Source organism: Hymenobacter wooponensis (assembly GCF_004745865.1).
Classification (GTDB): Bacteria; Bacteroidota; Bacteroidia; order Cytophagales; family Hymenobacteraceae; genus Hymenobacter; species Hymenobacter wooponensis.
In genome coordinates this window covers 326607-341751 of record NZ_SRKZ01000001.1, presented here as the reverse complement: position 1 = coordinate 341751, position 15145 = coordinate 326607, and the positions used below count along the sequence as shown (strand labels likewise).

Here is a 15145-nt window from a genome sequence, read left to right as displayed (position 1 = left end):
ACAGAATAATTTCGTCGCCGTTTTGCCCCCAGACCTTTTACAAAACTACGCCCAAAAGCCGGATAGTGCCGCTCGTCGGCGTGGGTTTGTGGTGGCGGGCAAGCTTCTGGTAACCCTGCTTACGCTAGGCCTGCTCTGGTACTCGGTGTTTCAAGACGCCGACACGGCCACGGCCTGGCGCGGCCTGGTTACCCGCACGCTGAGCGGAGAGGGGCGCTTGCCCATTTTGCTTGCTCTGGCTCTGATGCCGGCCAACTGGGGCCTGGAAGCCTGGAAGTGGTGGCGCCTGGCTCGGCATCTAGAGCCCGTATCGTTCCGGCGTAGCTTCCGGGCTGTGCTGGTGGGCCTGACGCTGGGCTTCGTAACTCCCAATCGGGTGGGCGACTACGCCGGACGCATCATTGAGCTGAAAAGCCGGCGGCTTGATGCGCTGGGAGCCGTATTTCTGGGGCGCTACTGCCAATTAGTAGTTACGGTGCTGGCCGGCACCATAGGGCTCCTGTACTTTGTGCTGCGGTTTTACCTGCACAGCTACCCCGCTACTGGCCTAGGCCTAGTGGTAGCCGTAGTGTTGACCAATTTGGCTGTGATGCTACCCCTGTACCGCTCGCGCCTGCTGGTGGCGGCCGTAATGGCGGTACGGCCGCTACGGCGGTTCCGCCGGTTTTTGGCCGTAATGCCTACATATCCAGCGTGGGACCTTACCGCAGTGCTCCTGATTTCGGGGCTGCGATACGCAGTGTTTTGCGCGCAGTTTGGACTCCTGCTAGTGGCCTATGGGGCCCATGCGCCCTTTGTACCAGGCGCAGCGGCTATAGCGGGTACTCTCCTATTGAAATCGTTGGTGCCCTCCCTCAATGCCCTAGCCGATGTAGGCGTACGGGAGCTGTCAGCCACGCATCTGTTTGGGCTGTTAGGTGAGCCGGTGCTGCCGGTGCTCAGTGCCAGCATCAGCTTGTGGGTTATCAATATTGCCCTGCCAAGCGCTGTAGGGTTGGGCTTTGTGCTGCGGTTAAAAGTATTTCGCAAGCGAGGCAAAACATCCTTGAAGCCACCCACACATGAGTAGCTGGGGATGGGGCAGTGGCCTACTACTGCTGCAAGTGCTTATTGCGGGCATCTATTTGTGGCAAATGCTGCTGTACCGGCAAGCGTGGCGCAGGCTACATACTCTCTCATGTGGGAGAGCAGTACCAAACGGAAGACTTATTGAGCCTCAGCTCTCTCCCAAAAGGCCGGGGGAAGCTCCTGCTTTTTCCATTCTGATTGCTGCCCGCAACGAGGCCGAGAACCTACCGTTGCTACTAGCTGATTTACAGGAGCAACTTCCGGTTACCGGTGGGTTTGAGGTAATAGTGGTAGATGATCATTCTACTGATGATACTGCCGCTATAGTGCGGGCCGCGGCTAGCAACATGCCTTTCCCAATACGGGTGCTGCAGCTAGCGGCGCTACCCGGTGCACGCACTGGCAAGAAAGCCGCTGTAGAAGCTGCCGTGCAGGCAGCACAAGCGCCCTGGCTGCTGCTGACTGATGCTGACTGCCGCGTACCCGCCGGCTGGGTACTGGCCTACGCGGTATTGGCCGCTGACCCTGCCGTGCAATTCATCAGTGGTCCCGTGCTCCTGACTGGAACTGGCTGGCTGGCCACCTTGCAAGGGCTGGAACTGGCGGCCCTGGTAGGGGTAGGAGGGGCTTCTATTGCAAGGCAGCAGCCCACCATGTGCAACGGTGCCAACCTGGCCTACCGCCGTACAGCTTTTGCCGCCGTAGATGGTTTCCGAGGCAATGAGGCCGTGCCCAGCGGCGACGATGAATTCCTCCTGCATAAGATACACGTAGCTTTTCCCGGCGGCGTACGGTTTCTGCAGGATCAGCAAGCTATTGTGCGCACGGCAGCTCAGCCTACGTTGCGGCAGCTACTGTGGCAGCGGGTGCGTTGGGCTAGCAAATGGCGTCATTACCAAGCCGCAGCACCCCAGCGGCTGGCAGTGTTGGTGCTGCTAGCGAACCTCGCGTTCCCAATAGGCTTAGGGCTATGGGTAGCTGGTGTCTCAGCGGGGTGGTTAGCACTTGTAGCGTGGGGGCTCAAGCTGGCCGCAGATGTGTTGTTTCTGCGGCCCGTACTAGCATTTTTGGGACGACCGCAGTGGTTGTGGTGGGTACCGGTGCTGCAGGTGGCCTACGCGCCCTATGCCTTAGCTACGGGGCTGCTTGGGTTGCGCGGCGGCTACGTCTGGAAGGGACGCCAGACCTGATTGTACCCGCTACATTCTTTATATAGAGATCAGCAAATAAATAGGGGGAAAAGGTTGGGTAGGTAGCATTTGGGTACTACTTTTTGGCGAAAAGTTAACCGTATCCTTTAGCCTACATACCATGTCCCATTTCAGCTTAAAAGCCCTATTCCCGTTGTTGGTTGTGTTGTTGGTGTTTTTAATTGGTGGAGTATTCTTCACCGCAACTGGCCTGCTAGAACCTTTCCCTATCGAGGAAACGGCCCAAAGTAGCACGCCACCCGACTCACTTGCTCAGGCTAGCACTGCCGGGCTCGACTCTGCCAGCCAAACTGTGGCTATGGCGCCAGAGCAAGCTGAAGCGGTGGCTGCTGGTGATGCCCTATTCAAGAGCAATTGTGCCCAGTGCCACGCCGCAAACGACGTAGTAGTGGGGCCGGCTCTGGCTGGGATTGAGAAGCGCCGTCCTGAAAAATGGCTGTTCAATTGGGTGCGAAATTCCAGCAAAGTAGTAGCCAGCGGAGATGAGTATGCTGTAAAATTGTTCAACCAATACGGTAAGCAGCAGATGCCTAGCTTCCAACTCTCCGACCAAGAAATCCGGCAAATACTGGCCTACGTTAGTTCACAGGAAGGATCAACTGCGGCCATGAACTCAGCTGTGGCTGTGGTGAACTAGCAGAGCGTAGAATAGCCTAAAGCGCGTGGTTTCCTTCTAACAAGGACGCTAAGGCACTTTCTGTATCATCAAATAGCCTTTTCAGCGTCACCTGATGAAATTGAGCGGGGCGTTTTACCTTTGTTTATCCCCCTACGCCTTCTTCTGCCCGTGACCGACACCGAATTCGATATCCTCGACGAGCTATATTTTGTCAGCTCTTTCTCCGATCTGGTTGCCAAAACCCGCTTAGCTCCGGCTGAGGTGGAGCGTAACCTGCGCAGTTTGCTGGAGCAGGACCTCATCCGCAGCTTCTGGCCCGACCCCGATACGGAACTGGCCTACGAGGAAAGCTCTTTCGGCGCCATTGTGCGTGATAGCTACTTCCTGGCCTCCAAGGAGGGCTTGTTGCAGCATAATACCCGCTAATTGTGGCTGGAGCTGCTGCCCCCATTCAAGCCCCCGTCGGCACACTTGCGCCGGCCCGACCGCCTAGTTACTACGTGCGTCGGCGGCTAGTAGGTAACCTGCCCGCTATGCTCGGGCTGGGGTTTATTATGCTATGTACGCTGGTAGCCCTGCTTGGCTATTGGGTACTGCCCGATAACTCCCCTAATGCCAATAACAGCCTGGTAGCTCTGCAAAAGCAGCCGCCAGGCCTACGGAGAAATATTCTGCGGATTCCACTGCCTGATTCAGCGCGTAGCGCGGCCCGCGTGGGTCTTCTAGGCCTGTGGTGGGGCGGGCAACCCTTGGCGTACCGTGAGGTGCCTATTGAACCAAAATACCGAACTACTGCCGATTCTTTGTTTGTGCGGCCGTTTCAGTCATATCACTCATCTAGCTCCGCACCGGTGGCCGAACAGGGCTTTGTACTGACTAGTCTTGCCAAAGACAAGGCGGTAAGTAGCTCTCCTCAGAACATTGCCGAGCAAGCTATTAGCTCGCGCACCTACCTGCTGGGCACCGACAAAGCTGGCCGCGACGAGCTGAGCCGGCTGTTGCTGGGTACGCGCATCTCCCTCGGGATTGGGCTGGTGGCAGTGCTGATTTCAGTGGTGCTGGGCATGGCCATTGGGGCCGTGGCGGGCTACGTAGGCGGCTGGGTTGATAGCCTGTTGCTGGGCCTGATGACAGTAGTATGGAGCATCCCGGGCATCATGCTGGTTATTGCCATTTCCCTGGCTCTCGATAGCAAGGGCGTCTGGACGTCGTTCGTGGCCGTGGGCCTTACCATGTGGGTAGATGTGGCCCGGGTAGTGCGCGGGCAGATGCTGAGTCTGCGCGAAAAAACCTTCGTTGAAGCTGGCCGGGTATTGGGCCTGCCTCAGAGTCGCCTGATCTGGCGGCACTTATTGCCCAACATGACGGGGCCCTTAATTGTGCTTGCAACGAGTAACTTTGCAGCAGCTATCTTGCTGGAAGCTGGCCTAAGCTTTTTGGGTTTGGGTGTGCAGCCACCGGCTCCTTCTTGGGGGCTGATGGTCAACGAGGGCTTTCAGCTGCTAGGTACCGAGGCTGGCTTGTGGCTTACGCTACTGCCAGGCTTGGCCATTAGCCTGCTGGTGCTGAGCTTTAACCTGCTTGGCAATGGTCTGCGCGACGCCTACGATCCTAAAACTCCCGTGGGCTAGCCAAAAGTGAGTGCTGAAGGCGAACAAAGACTTGGTTGGTTTGAGCTGCGCAAAGGGTGCAGGTTAAACTAAAAGAACCTCGACTTTATAACTTCACTCGTTCACTTCCTTTACAACTTGATTTTTTTCCGCTTCATGTCTACTTCTCGCCCAATAAGCCCTGAGAAACGCCTGTTACTGAAGGAGCGTGAATTGGGAGCCTTGCTGGAAATTACCCAAGCCATCAACCTCGATCCGACGGAAGGGGCGCTGTACAAAATCTTTCAGTTTACCCTGCTAGGCCAGTTGAATATCCGGCGGCTGGTACTGTACGTGAAGGAGGAAGGAGCTTGGGAGTGCATGGTATCATTCGGGGCCGGCCTGCCAGATTTTCGGACGGTGAGCCTACCCGCGGCCGTGCAGGAGGGCTGCACAGCTCTGCCTTGCCCAGTCAAGCACTTTGGGTTAGGGGAGGAGTGGCAGCACCTGGAAACGGTGATTCCGGTGGTGCAAAACGGTAATGTGCAGGCCTACGTGTTCATTGGCAACGTGCACGAAGACTATGCTGATGAGGAAGCTACCAAGTTCCTACAAACGCTAAGCAACATTCTTATCGGGGCTATTGAGAGCCGCCGCCTGGCCCGGCAGCGCGTCGCCGATGCCGCCATTCGGAAGGAAATAGAAATTGCTCAGGAGGTGCAAACTATGCTCTTCCCGCGCAAGCTTCCTAATGATGCCCATGTGGCCGTGCACGCCAGCTACGTGCCCCACACCGCCGTGGGCGGCGACTACTACGACGTAGTGAGCCTCGACGACAACCGCTTCCTGTTTTGCGTGGCCGATGTATCGGGTAAGGGCGTAGCAGCTTCACTACTCATGTCGAACTTCCAGGCGGGACTACGCACGCTGCTGCGCCAGAAGGCCGACTTGGCTACGGTAGTCAACGAACTGAACAACTTGATTTTCCGCAATGCCGGCGGCGACAAATTCATCACGGTATTCTTCGGCCTTTACGACCGCAGCACCCGCGCATTGCAGTATGTAAATGCCGGCCACAACGATCCGCTCCTCATCCCGGACCATGGCCCGGTCTTGTTGCTGAAGTCGGGTACCATTATGCTGGGCGTGATGGAAGAGCTACCCATGCTGCAGGTGGGGGAGGTAGTAGTGCCCCCGCGTACTCTGCTGCTCACCTATACCGATGGCCTGACAGAAGTATTTGATGCTAATCAGGAGGAGTTTGGGGAAGAAGGAGTGCTACGCGTGCTGCGGCAAAACCGCTACGCACCACTTGCGGTAGTGCACCGGGAATTACTACGCGAGATAGAGGCCTACAATACTAACGGTAACCGCTTCGCCGACGACGTAACTATTCTGAGCTGCCGGTTTAAGTAGCTAGTGGCCTAGCAAATGCTGGATACTTCTATCTCAAGCTTATTAGCCCACATTCAGACTGAGTTGGAGCAAGCCTTCGCGCAACTGAACTCGTGGTTCGCTGTTCCGGCGGCTTTGCGCCACTATCGGCCCGCCGATGGAGGCTGGACGGTAGACCAGATTCTGTAGCACACTGCCCTTACCAACCACTTCCTACTGATCCTGATTGAAAAGGGAACTGCCAAAGCTTTGCGCAACAGTGTCGGCCTTATGTTGGATCAGGAGCTAGGCCACTATCAGTTCAAGCAGCAATTGCTGGACGAAGTGGGCATTAGCCGCTCGTTCGTCTGGATGCGGCCGGATCATAAGTCACCCGCAGAAGTCCAAGTTCAGCTGCAGGAGCAGCTGCAACAATGCCTGCGCACCCTGGCGCAGCTGCCAAATGGTGAAGGCGTGCTGTACCGAACAACTATGTCAGTGAACGGGCTCGGCAAGATCGACGTGTACGAATACCTCTATTTCCTGGCAAAACACGCCAAGCGCCACGTTATGCAAATGGAACGCAACGCCACAGAATACAAACTGGCCTAGTCAACAGCTACTACGGGTTCTACTAGGCCTACTTGGCCACCCTCTCGCTGCTGGTTCAGCCACGTACCCATCCGGATCAACACGGCCAGATTAAAGAAGAAGAAGGAGCCAATCTTGTCTACTTCCACCAGCTCATTCAGCAGCAGGTGAAACACAATGATGATAAAGCTAAGACCGCAAGCAAGCACCACATTGCGTAACTCTGAGTGTGGTGCCGTGCGATGGTACAAGTGTTCAATCATCAACAGGCTGATGCCCAGTAGTACCGCAAAGAGCAGCATGCCCGGAAAGCCTTGTTCAGCCAGGAGCAGCAGAAAGTAATTATGGGTAGTGGAACGCTCAGGGTTGTCGCTGACGTAAGTGCGGAAGCTTCGTACGGTGTAGCGTTTATACTCAGGGTAAAAGGTACTAGGGCCACTGCCTACAAGTGGTTTATCAGCAGTCATTCGGGCGGCCGCTACCCACCGGTACACCCGCTCCATCCCCGACATATCCTGCAGCTTGTATGTGGCTTCCAAGTGCTTGCCAAAGTCTTTTGCGTTGAAGACTGTTTTTTCAAAATCAGGCGCGTAGAGCATGTAATTGTTCTCGCTTAGAAAGTAGCCAGTACCTGCTAAAGTGGCCACAACTGTAGCTAGTAAGAACAGGCGGGTTTGCCGCCAGCGGATCACGAGATAAAAGATTCCAGCTACCGGAATGGCTAAGATTGAGGCGCGGGTATAAGCCGTCAGCAAGCCAAACAGGAGTAGGCCGGTAGCAATGCGCCAAAGTAAGCGCGGAAGCCCAGTTGTGTTACGAGCACCATACCACGAAAACGGCAACAGCAGCGCTAGTACCGTCGCATAGGTTACGTGGTTGCGGTAAAGGGGGGCTACGGCGGGGTTAATGGTGTCAAATGTGAAGCCATGGGCTCCGTGCCGCACAATAATGATCAAGACCGTAATACAGGTGCCTATTACGTAGAGCCGTGCTACCTGCCAAGCCTTTGCGGGTTGTCGTACTAGCAGAAAAGTGCCTAGGATAAAAGGCACCAGATACCAAATCTTAGCTAGTATATACTTGATAGACTTGGTAGAATCGACTGAGAAAAAGGAAGAGGTAACCGACCACAGTAGCAGCAACACCAACAGAATTATCACTGGGTGCAAAAGCTCGCGGGTTGGCAGCCGCACTCGCCGCATAAACAGAGTAGCAATGATGCAACCCGTAAGGGTCATCATTAACGGCTCCGACGGTACATCCAAACTCAAGCCGCCTGGTATTGGAACCTCGCGGGAGAAGGCCAACGTCAGGAAAAGCAAATAGAAAAGTAACGTCCAGTCGGTAAATACTACTAACAGGCCTAGCGCCAGTACTACAGGCAACAGGGTCAGGGGCGTCTGAAGTAGTGCCGCCGTTGCTCCGCCCAGCATGAGCAGGAGCATAATCCCCACAAATAAGCGCTGACTGGGGTCGGTAGGAAAAAGCCGGTTTAGTAGTGCGCTCACCTTGACGCGACTAATGGGCGCTGGGTCCGACGGTAGAGTTCCAGCAGCGTGATAACAACCACCGACAAAGCGAAGGTGAGGAATACCGAGCCTACGACAATAAGCCACCGCACAGGCTTGCTCTTGCGGGTAGCTGGGTAGGCCTTCTGCACCACGTATAAGGAAGAAATGCGAGCATTAAGGGAAAGCTCCGCCGTTTCGTATTCACCCTGGGCTTTTACTAAACGGTCCTGCAAATCGGTTACGCGGGCCGTAAGTAAGTTTAGTGAGTCGATGCCATTGATATAGCTTTCCGCGTTGATTAGGTTGCCACTGTTGCTTTGAGTAAGGCCACGCAATGCCCGGCGCAGGCTCGTTGACTTCGGGCCGCCGCCTTGCTCAGCCAGCGCGCTTTGCGTTTCCACAATTTCCCGCGACAAGTAGCTTTCAGTGTTATTGGCATTCTCCTGCTCATCTTGCTTAATGCGCTTTAGAGCTTGGCGCAGACCGTCTGTCTTCAAGAACTGTCCGGTTTGGTTCAGCTCGCGCTCTAGGCGCACAATCTCCCGCGACAAATACCGCGATTGTTGCTCAGGACCAAAGATGCCGTATCGGTGCCGAGCCTGCACTACCTGCTGGCGGGAGCGTTCGTATTCTTTGTTCAGGAACTCGTAGCGCTGCTTGTACAGGCCTAGCACATTGCGCCGGTTTTCCAGCGTCAGTTGCTGGTTAATAGAGTCAATCACCGACACCATCGTATTGGTAATACGGGCAGCCAACTGCTTGTCTTGGTCCTGAAAGGTGAGTTCAATAACGTCGCGCTCGTTGCGCACAATATCAAGGTTGTCGCTGAACTCACGCAGCGCTTCTGTATCGGCTTTATCATCGCCGGGTGTGCCCACGCCATAGTGCTGGTATAGGTTGAAGCGCTTGAGCATTAGCTCTGCCACGGGTTGAGATTCGCCTACCGTAATTACACGGTCTAGGTCTTCAGTACGGCCTCCTAACTCTAGCTTTTGTCCTTCGACAATGCGGTCAGGGTCAGAGTTTTGGGGGTTGGTAGGGAAGAATACTGCTTTGGATTGGTAGATGTTGGGTAACAAAAAAGCCACTATGGTGCTTAGCACTAAAGCTAACACGAGCGCGGCCATCACCAGGTTTTTCCAACGATTAATAATAGGCCACAGGCCTAGAAGAGAATAGGGGCGCTCAGACATAATCAAGTATAGCCACTGACCCACAAGTGGAAAGGTTAGATACCAGCGGCGCGCAAAGATAGAGGAAAAATGCCCTCTGCCGAGCGGAAACCGCCCATCAAGCCCGGCCGCTTTTTGCGTAGTTTTGTGCCCTCGTCAGTCTGTTGCTCTTGCGCAACCCGTAGAGCTGACGCGGATTTACTCAGTTAAGCGCGGACGGCATCAAACGTTTTTTTAGAAATATCAGTCTGGTAGTACTACTCAATCTGCTCGTAAAGCCGGGTTGGGTCGTCCTCGAAAACATTGTGCAGGACCGCCTAGGCCACGCGGAGTTTGGTCTGTTCACGGCCCTTTCAGCCCTAACATTAGTGCTGGCTACTGTATCGGACTTGGGCCTGACGCACTACAGCGTGAAGCGCGTAGCCGCCGACCCCGCCTTTCTTACGGAATACTTTCCCACTATTTTACCCCTACGTGGCTGGCTGAATGTAGCAGCCTTAGGTGCCATGCTAGGCGTAGGGTGGGTTATAGGCTACCGTGGCTATCCGTTGCTGCTGCTGGGTGCTATTGGAAGTAGCCTGCTGCTAGCGCAGTATGGGCAGTTTTTGCGGGGTACCTTACAAGCCCACCAGCACTTCAATACTGATGCAGTGCTATCAGTATTTGAAAAGTTCTTGCTCCTGGGCCTGGTACTGGTACTACTACCGCTGGGGCTAACACTGGAACGCTACGTAGGTGTGCGAGTACTAGCGGCGGTGTTTACCACCGTTCTGCTGTATGGCCTCATGACGCGCCTGTTTGGACGAGTGCGCTACCGCTGGCAGTGGGGACAAGCTCGTATGGTGCTGCGCGAGACGGTGCCCTTTGCCGTGATAACGCTACTATACGGCGTAAATGAGCGGGTCGATATGGTGATGCTGGAGCGCTTAGCTTCACCCACCGAGGCAGGGTACTATGCCGGGGCCTACCGTTGGGTCGATGCCGTGATGATGTACATCTGGACTATTTTACCTCTATTCTTTGCCAAGTTTGCTAGTGCCGTAAACAGCCGGGATGAGCAGCGCAACCTGCTGTGGTTCGGACAGCGCGTAGTAACCTTACCTATGCTGCTAGTGTGCGCCTTTGTACTGTTTCGGGGAGAGGTGCTCTTCTGGCAGTTCAAGCACAGTACGAGCGCGGAGGTAGCTCGTATGACGTGGTGTCTCAAAATTCTATTCGTGAATGTGCTGGTGCATTCCTTCTTTGCACTATATGCTTCCCTGCTCAACAGTACCCGCTTCGTGAACTTAGTGAGCTGGCTGGTGGCCGCAAGCGTGGCCCTGAATATTGGGTTGAACCTTGTTTTTCTGCCGCAGTATGGCGCCATTGCTGCCGCCTGGAACACACTTTTCTGCGCCATATTTGTGTCTGGCAGCTACGTGTGGTTGGTGCACCGCCGCGCTGGAGTGGCAGTGCCGTGGAAAATGCTAGGACAGTTAGGAGCTATATTCGGTCTGCTATGCGCTGCATGGTACGCTATGCAAACCTACTTGCAACTCCCTTGGCTACTAGAGGCTTTCGTGGCCGGAGCGTTGTTCGTAGGCCTGATTTGGGGGCTGCGAATAGTACGGCCTGCCGAACTTAAACAGTTGCGCCAGCGCAAAACAGAAGCGTAAAAGCCGATATTTGTCCACCTGCCTCTTGGCCTAGCCCGTCAGCAGGCTCATTTGCGTCCCTATACTTAGTACATGAATTCCCTTCTAAAGCAGCTTGATGAAGTCGAAGCCCTCGCCAACGCTACTAAATGGCGGCGCTTGCTACATGCTCCGGGGAAATATCTGTACGCCATAGGGTTTCGACAGCTTGTGTATGCTCGCACCAAAAAGGGACTTGTGAAAGAGGTAAGCACCTTTTTTGGTATGCCTATGCAAGTGGTTTTGCCTGCCGGCACCGACATCTATCTGACCGGCGGCAAGTCGCACAGTTCCGAAATTCGGCTGGCTCGCTTTCTGATAAATACCTTACAACCCGGCGAGACGTTCCTAGATGTAGGGGGGCACTTCGGGTATTTCGCGCTGTTGGCCTCACGCTTAGTAGGCCCCACCGGGCAAGTACTGGCCTACGAAGCTTCGCGGAGCACTTACGCCGTGCTGGCTGAAAATGTAAAGGGCCAAGCCAACATTCGGGCCATCAACCAAGCCGTTTCTGATAAGGAGGAGACTATTTCTTTCTACGAGTTTCCGGTGCTCTACAACGAGTTTAACTCTATGGATGTAGCGCAATTTGCCGACGAGAAATGGTTTGCTGACTTCAAACCCACGCGCATTGACATTCCCGCTACCCGCATCGATGACATCCTAGCCACTACAAACAGCCAACCGGCTGTTATTAAAATCGATGTGGAAGGAGCAGAGCTTAAGGTGATTGGCGGCGCTGCGGAAAGCCTGCGTCGATTAAGCCCCTACGTGGTTATGGAGTACCTGGAGCCTAAGCGCCACAACACCGAGCACCAAAAGGCCGTGGAACTGCTGCGCGAACTGGGCTACGCTGCTCACTCCTTAGATGTCCTAGGCCACCCCGTACCATGCGAGGACCTGAATGCATTTTTAATAGAGCATAATTACGACTCTGATAACTTCGTGTTTATCAAGAAGTAGTATTGGGGCTGGTGCGTCCTAAGCTGCAAGATTTGTGGGCTGGGGCTAGAAGGGGGAGAACATAGGCTCGGGTGTAGGAAATGACGTAGTACTATTGTGTCGGAAACCGGCGCCGTATCATCCTTCACCTGCCGACTATCTAGCTGTTTGGAAATAGCCGTTAATGTCCGCTTCCTACTGCCTGGCGATAAGCTGGAGGGCATTGGGCGCTTCACTTATGAAACGCTTCGCCACCTCGTGCAGCAGCACCCGGAGCACACTTTTCATTTCCTCTTCGACCGGGCCTACGATTTGCGCTATATCTTCGGCTCGAATGTGGTGCCGCATGTGCTGAGTCCGCCGGCCCGGCACCCGGTGCTGTGGGTAGCGTGGTTTGAGGGAGCCGTGGCGCGCTGGCTGCGCCGCTACCGCCCGGCTGTATTCCTGAGCCCCGATGGGTATACCACCCTGCGCACCCGCGTACCCCGCGTGACCGTACTCCACGACTTAGCTTTCGAGCATTTTCCGCAAGACGTTGACCGGCTCACGCTGCGTTACTACCAGTTCTTCACGCCTCGCTTTGCGCAGGCTTCTGAGCGGCTAATTGCCGTTTCCGACGCCACCCGCCAGGATATTGTGCGCACGTATGGGGTGCCGGCCGAAAAAATTAGCATCGTTTACAACGCCGCCGACCAGCAGTTTCAGCCGCAGAACGATACTGAGCAGCAAGCCACCCGCGACCGATATAGCGCGGGCAAACCGTATTTCCTGTTTGTAGGAGCCCTGCAGCCGCGTAAAAATCTACTAAATCTGCTGCGGGCTTTTGACCTATTCAAGCAGCAAACACAGGCTCCTACCAAGCTACTGGTGGTTGGTCGCACCGCCTGGAAAGCTGGCCCTATCTTCGACGTGTATCGGGAGATGCAGTTCCGCCACGATGTGCATTTGACGGGCCGCGTAACGGATGAAGAGTTAGTGCAATTATATGCCGCTGCTCATGCTACGGCTTATGTGCCATATTTTGAGGGATTTGGTATCCCCATTATTGAAGCCCAAGCGTGCGGTTCACCGGTTGTTACCTCCAATTGCAGCTCTATGCCCGAAGTGGCGGGTGGAGCGGCGCAGCTTGTTGACCCATTGCGGGTAGAGTCAATTGCGGCTGGCTTGCGTGTGTTATATGAGCAGGAAGACCGGCGCCAAGAATTTATAGCCCGCGGTTTTCGGAATGTGCAGCGTTTTTCCTGGGAGCAAAGTGCCCAAGCGCTATGGCAGATACTAGAGAGCGTAGGAACCCGGAGCCGGGCATAAGGAGCTAGGGCAGGGTAGAGGGCTAGCCTGACGCTAGCCGCAGGGTTGCGTACTTTGCGTCATCTAACTAGGGGCCTAGGCCACTAGTTGAATATTACTCTTGGCAATTAACCCTTCTGCTTCTGTGCGTTTGTTTCGAATGCCAGCGTTAGTTCGACGCTTGTTTCCAGGGTGCCTCTGGCAGATGCCCGCCAGTCATCCCCCCACCCTTTACCTGACCTTCGACGACGGCCCGATTCCGGAAGAAACCCCGTTTGTACTGGATACCTTAGCCCGATTCAACGCGCAAGCCACGTTCTTTTGCGTGGGCGATAATGTTCGTCGTCACCCCAGCGTAGCCCGGCAAATTGTGGAACAGGGGCACCGGTTGGCCAACCATACCTTTTACCATATCAGCGGCTGGAGCCACTCGAATGCCCACTATTTGCAGGATGTGGCCGAGTGCCAGGCCTTGCTGGATGAGCTACAGCCCCAGGCTAGGCCACTGCTGCGCCCCCCTTATGGCCGTATTACGCTGCCGTTGGCCCGCGCGCTGGAAGCTAGCCACCAGGTAGTGATGTGGGACGTACTGACTTACGACTACGACCGAGGCTTTGCGGCGGAGAAGTGCCTGCGGCATGCCATTCAAAACACCCGGTCCGGCTCCATCACCGTCTTTCACGATAGCCTCAAAGCCAGCCGTAATATGCGCTACGTGCTGCCACGCTATCTGGCCCATTTCGCGGAGCAAGGTTACCAGTTTGCTACGCTATAAAAGCAGCGGAAGCGCTTGTATGGTAGCAAGAAAGCAGCCATGGTATGCTGAGCATTGTAGATCGGCATATCGATGTGCCACACGTACTTCATTGACCTAGCATGGCAGCACCAAGGCTATGTTGTTCTCTTGCAGGCCTACCGCAACGACGCTACTAATTCTGACTTCCCAGAGCAACCTTTGTGCCTGATGCTGTTTCTCACGCTTTACTTCGTAGGCTGGTTTGGGCTGCTCCTAACCTCGACGGTGCTTTTTGCTTGGCGGCGTGGGAGCCAGCCAGCGCCCTTGCTCCAGCCCCTGCCGCGCGTGAGCATCCTAATTGCCGCCCGTAACGAAGCCGCCGCCATAGGCCGGTGTTTGCGGGCAGTCCGGGCACTGCAGTATCCGCCGGAACTGGTGGAAGTGTTACTCGGTGACGATGGCTCTACTGACGCCACCGCTGCTGTGGCCCAGGCCGCTATGGCAGGTTATGTGGGCACCTTTCGGGTGCTACTCATACGAGAAGAGTTGGGCACGGCCCGCGGAAAAGCCAACGTGCTGGCCCACCTAACCCGCGCAGCTTCATCCAGCTACTTCTTTATCACTGATGCAGATATTGCCGTGCCGACCTCTTGGCTGCAGGGGCTGCTGGCCCATGTGCAGGCAGGGGTGGGTATCGTCACGGGGCTGACCATGGTGCAGGGGCCGCGCCTTTTCCATCGTATTCAGGGCCTCGACTGGCTTATGTCATTGGGGCTGGTGCAGGTGGTCACGGACCTAGGCCGCCCCGTAACGGCCATGGGCAACAACATGCTCATTACGCGCGCTGCGTACGAGGCCACTGGCGGTTATGAGCAGCTGCCTTTTTCCGTAACGGAAGACTTTGAGTTGTTTAAGGCCGTGCTCCGGGAGGGTTACAGCTCCCGGAACCTGTTTCGGGCGGAGGTGCTAGCCGAGTCTCTGCCCATGTACACCTGGAGTGGGCTGCTGCACCAGCGGCGGCGATGGATGCGTGGGGTAGAAGGGCTGCCCGGGTGGCTGAAAGGATGCCTACTACTCTACGGCTCCTTTTACCTAGTGCTGCTCGTGCTGGCTTGGGTAGCGGGCCCAGGTGTGGCCTTGGTAGTGTGGGGAGTGAAAATGTTGTTGCAAGGTGGCCTAGCGGCGCTATGCTTTCGGCGAGTAGGCCACCGCGCCCCGTTAGCCTTAATTCCGTTATACGAAGTGTATAGCATCGTCCTGACGGGAATGCTAACCGCATTTCGAGTGTTACCGCTCCGCTTCAACTGGAAAGGAAGGCAGTACCGATAAGCGGTATCTGTTTCCCTCTGGCAACAACGCCCAAACGCACTAT

15 protein-coding genes are annotated in these 15145 nt (G+C 55.4%); 13 read left to right on the top strand and 2 right to left on the bottom strand.

The window, feature by feature from the left end; genetic code table 11:
* Positions 1 to 22 precede the first annotated feature (22 nt).
* From EU557_RS01315 to EU557_RS01285, 8 genes are all read left to right on the top strand, one after another.
* Positions 23 to 1069, top strand: a complete 1047-nt coding sequence (locus EU557_RS01315; protein WP_135528615.1) for a lysylphosphatidylglycerol synthase transmembrane domain-containing protein — start codon at positions 23 to 25, stop codon at positions 1067 to 1069.
* Complete coding sequence (locus tag EU557_RS01310) at positions 1062 to 2258, top strand: glycosyltransferase (RefSeq protein ID WP_135528614.1); 1197 nt, start codon at positions 1062 to 1064, stop codon at positions 2256 to 2258. The genes EU557_RS01315 and EU557_RS01310 overlap by 8 nt, the downstream gene beginning before the upstream one ends.
* Before the next feature lie 121 nt (positions 2259 to 2379).
* Positions 2380 to 2916, top strand: coding sequence for a cytochrome c (locus EU557_RS25760; protein ID WP_245326140.1), 537 nt, complete (start codon positions 2380 to 2382; stop codon positions 2914 to 2916).
* Positions 2917 to 3066: 150 nt separating this feature from the next.
* On the top strand, positions 3067 to 3324 hold the full coding sequence (locus tag EU557_RS01300; RefSeq protein WP_135528613.1) for a hypothetical protein: 258 nt from the start codon (positions 3067 to 3069) through the stop codon (positions 3322 to 3324).
* A gap of 2 nt (positions 3325 to 3326) precedes the next feature.
* The gene (locus tag EU557_RS01295; RefSeq protein ID WP_245326139.1) at positions 3327 to 4529 is read left to right on the top strand and encodes an ABC transporter permease; all 1203 of its coding nucleotides are present in this window, start codon (positions 3327 to 3329) and stop codon (positions 4527 to 4529) included.
* 135 nt (positions 4530 to 4664) lie between these two features.
* The gene (locus tag EU557_RS01290; RefSeq protein ID WP_135528612.1) at positions 4665 to 5903 is read left to right on the top strand and encodes a PP2C family protein-serine/threonine phosphatase; all 1239 of its coding nucleotides are present in this window, start codon (positions 4665 to 4667) and stop codon (positions 5901 to 5903) included.
* A 15-nt stretch (positions 5904 to 5918) separates the two neighbouring features.
* Positions 5919 to 6071, top strand: coding sequence for a hypothetical protein (locus EU557_RS25360; protein ID WP_167855046.1), 153 nt, complete (start codon positions 5919 to 5921; stop codon positions 6069 to 6071).
* Positions 6072 to 6131: 60 nt separating this feature from the next.
* Positions 6132 to 6473, top strand: a complete 342-nt coding sequence (locus EU557_RS01285; protein ID WP_135528611.1) for a DinB family protein — start codon at positions 6132 to 6134, stop codon at positions 6471 to 6473.
* Here EU557_RS01285 and EU557_RS01280 read toward each other — a convergent pair.
* Both EU557_RS01280 and EU557_RS01275 read right to left on the bottom strand, forming a co-directional pair.
* Complete coding sequence (locus EU557_RS01280; protein WP_135528610.1) at positions 6470 to 7960, bottom strand: O-antigen ligase family protein; 1491 nt, start codon at positions 7958 to 7960, stop codon at positions 6470 to 6472. The two genes, EU557_RS01285 and EU557_RS01280, sit on opposite strands and share 4 nt — an antisense overlap.
* Complete coding sequence (locus EU557_RS01275) at positions 7957 to 9156, bottom strand: GumC domain-containing protein (RefSeq protein WP_135528609.1); 1200 nt, start codon at positions 9154 to 9156, stop codon at positions 7957 to 7959. The genes EU557_RS01280 and EU557_RS01275 overlap by 4 nt, the downstream gene beginning before the upstream one ends.
* 200 nt (positions 9157 to 9356) lie before the next feature.
* Here EU557_RS01275 and EU557_RS01270 point away from each other — a divergent pair, with 200 nt between their 5' ends.
* The 5 genes from EU557_RS01270 to EU557_RS01250 all read left to right on the top strand — a co-directional run bounded on the left by EU557_RS01270 (position 9357) and on the right by EU557_RS01250 (position 15102).
* Positions 9357 to 10790 carry an oligosaccharide flippase family protein gene (locus EU557_RS01270; protein WP_342588221.1) on the top strand — a complete coding sequence of 478 codons (1434 nt, stop codon included), beginning with the start codon at positions 9357 to 9359 and terminating at the stop codon, positions 10788 to 10790.
* A gap of 72 nt (positions 10791 to 10862) precedes the next feature.
* On the top strand, positions 10863 to 11771 hold the full coding sequence (locus EU557_RS01265) for an FkbM family methyltransferase (protein WP_135528607.1): 909 nt from the start codon (positions 10863 to 10865) through the stop codon (positions 11769 to 11771).
* Positions 11772 to 11918: 147 nt separating this feature from the next.
* Positions 11919 to 13058 carry a glycosyltransferase family 4 protein gene (locus EU557_RS01260; RefSeq protein WP_135528606.1) on the top strand — a complete coding sequence of 380 codons (1140 nt, stop codon included), beginning with the start codon at positions 11919 to 11921 and terminating at the stop codon, positions 13056 to 13058.
* Positions 13059 to 13242: 184 nt separating this feature from the next.
* Complete coding sequence (locus EU557_RS01255) at positions 13243 to 13812, top strand: polysaccharide deacetylase family protein (protein ID WP_245326138.1); 570 nt, start codon at positions 13243 to 13245, stop codon at positions 13810 to 13812.
* 72 nt (positions 13813 to 13884) lie between these two features.
* Positions 13885 to 15102 carry a glycosyltransferase gene (locus tag EU557_RS01250; RefSeq protein WP_135528605.1) on the top strand — a complete coding sequence of 406 codons (1218 nt, stop codon included), beginning with the start codon at positions 13885 to 13887 and terminating at the stop codon, positions 15100 to 15102.
* Positions 15103 to 15145 lie beyond the last annotated feature (43 nt).

Excerpts from the sequence above, each read along its gene's own strand:
- EU557_RS01250 (WP_135528605.1), top strand. The coding sequence starts at position 13,885 with ATGTGCCACACGTACTTCATTGACCTAGCATGGCAGCACCAAGGCTAT.
- EU557_RS01310 (WP_135528614.1), top strand. The coding sequence starts at position 1,062 with ATGAGTAGCTGGGGATGGGGCAGTGGCCTACTACTGCTGCAAGTGCTT.
- EU557_RS25360 (WP_167855046.1), top strand. The coding sequence starts at position 5,919 with ATGCTGGATACTTCTATCTCAAGCTTATTAGCCCACATTCAGACTGAG.
- EU557_RS25760 (WP_245326140.1), top strand. The coding sequence starts at position 2,380 with ATGTCCCATTTCAGCTTAAAAGCCCTATTCCCGTTGTTGGTTGTGTTG.
- EU557_RS01255 (WP_245326138.1), top strand. The coding sequence starts at position 13,243 with ATGCCCGCCAGTCATCCCCCCACCCTTTACCTGACCTTCGACGACGGC.
- EU557_RS01290 (WP_135528612.1), top strand. The coding sequence starts at position 4,665 with ATGTCTACTTCTCGCCCAATAAGCCCTGAGAAACGCCTGTTACTGAAG.
- EU557_RS01275 (WP_135528609.1), bottom strand. The coding sequence starts at position 9,156 with ATGTCTGAGCGCCCCTATTCTCTTCTAGGCCTGTGGCCTATTATTAAT.
- EU557_RS01265 (WP_135528607.1), top strand. The coding sequence starts at position 10,863 with ATGAATTCCCTTCTAAAGCAGCTTGATGAAGTCGAAGCCCTCGCCAAC.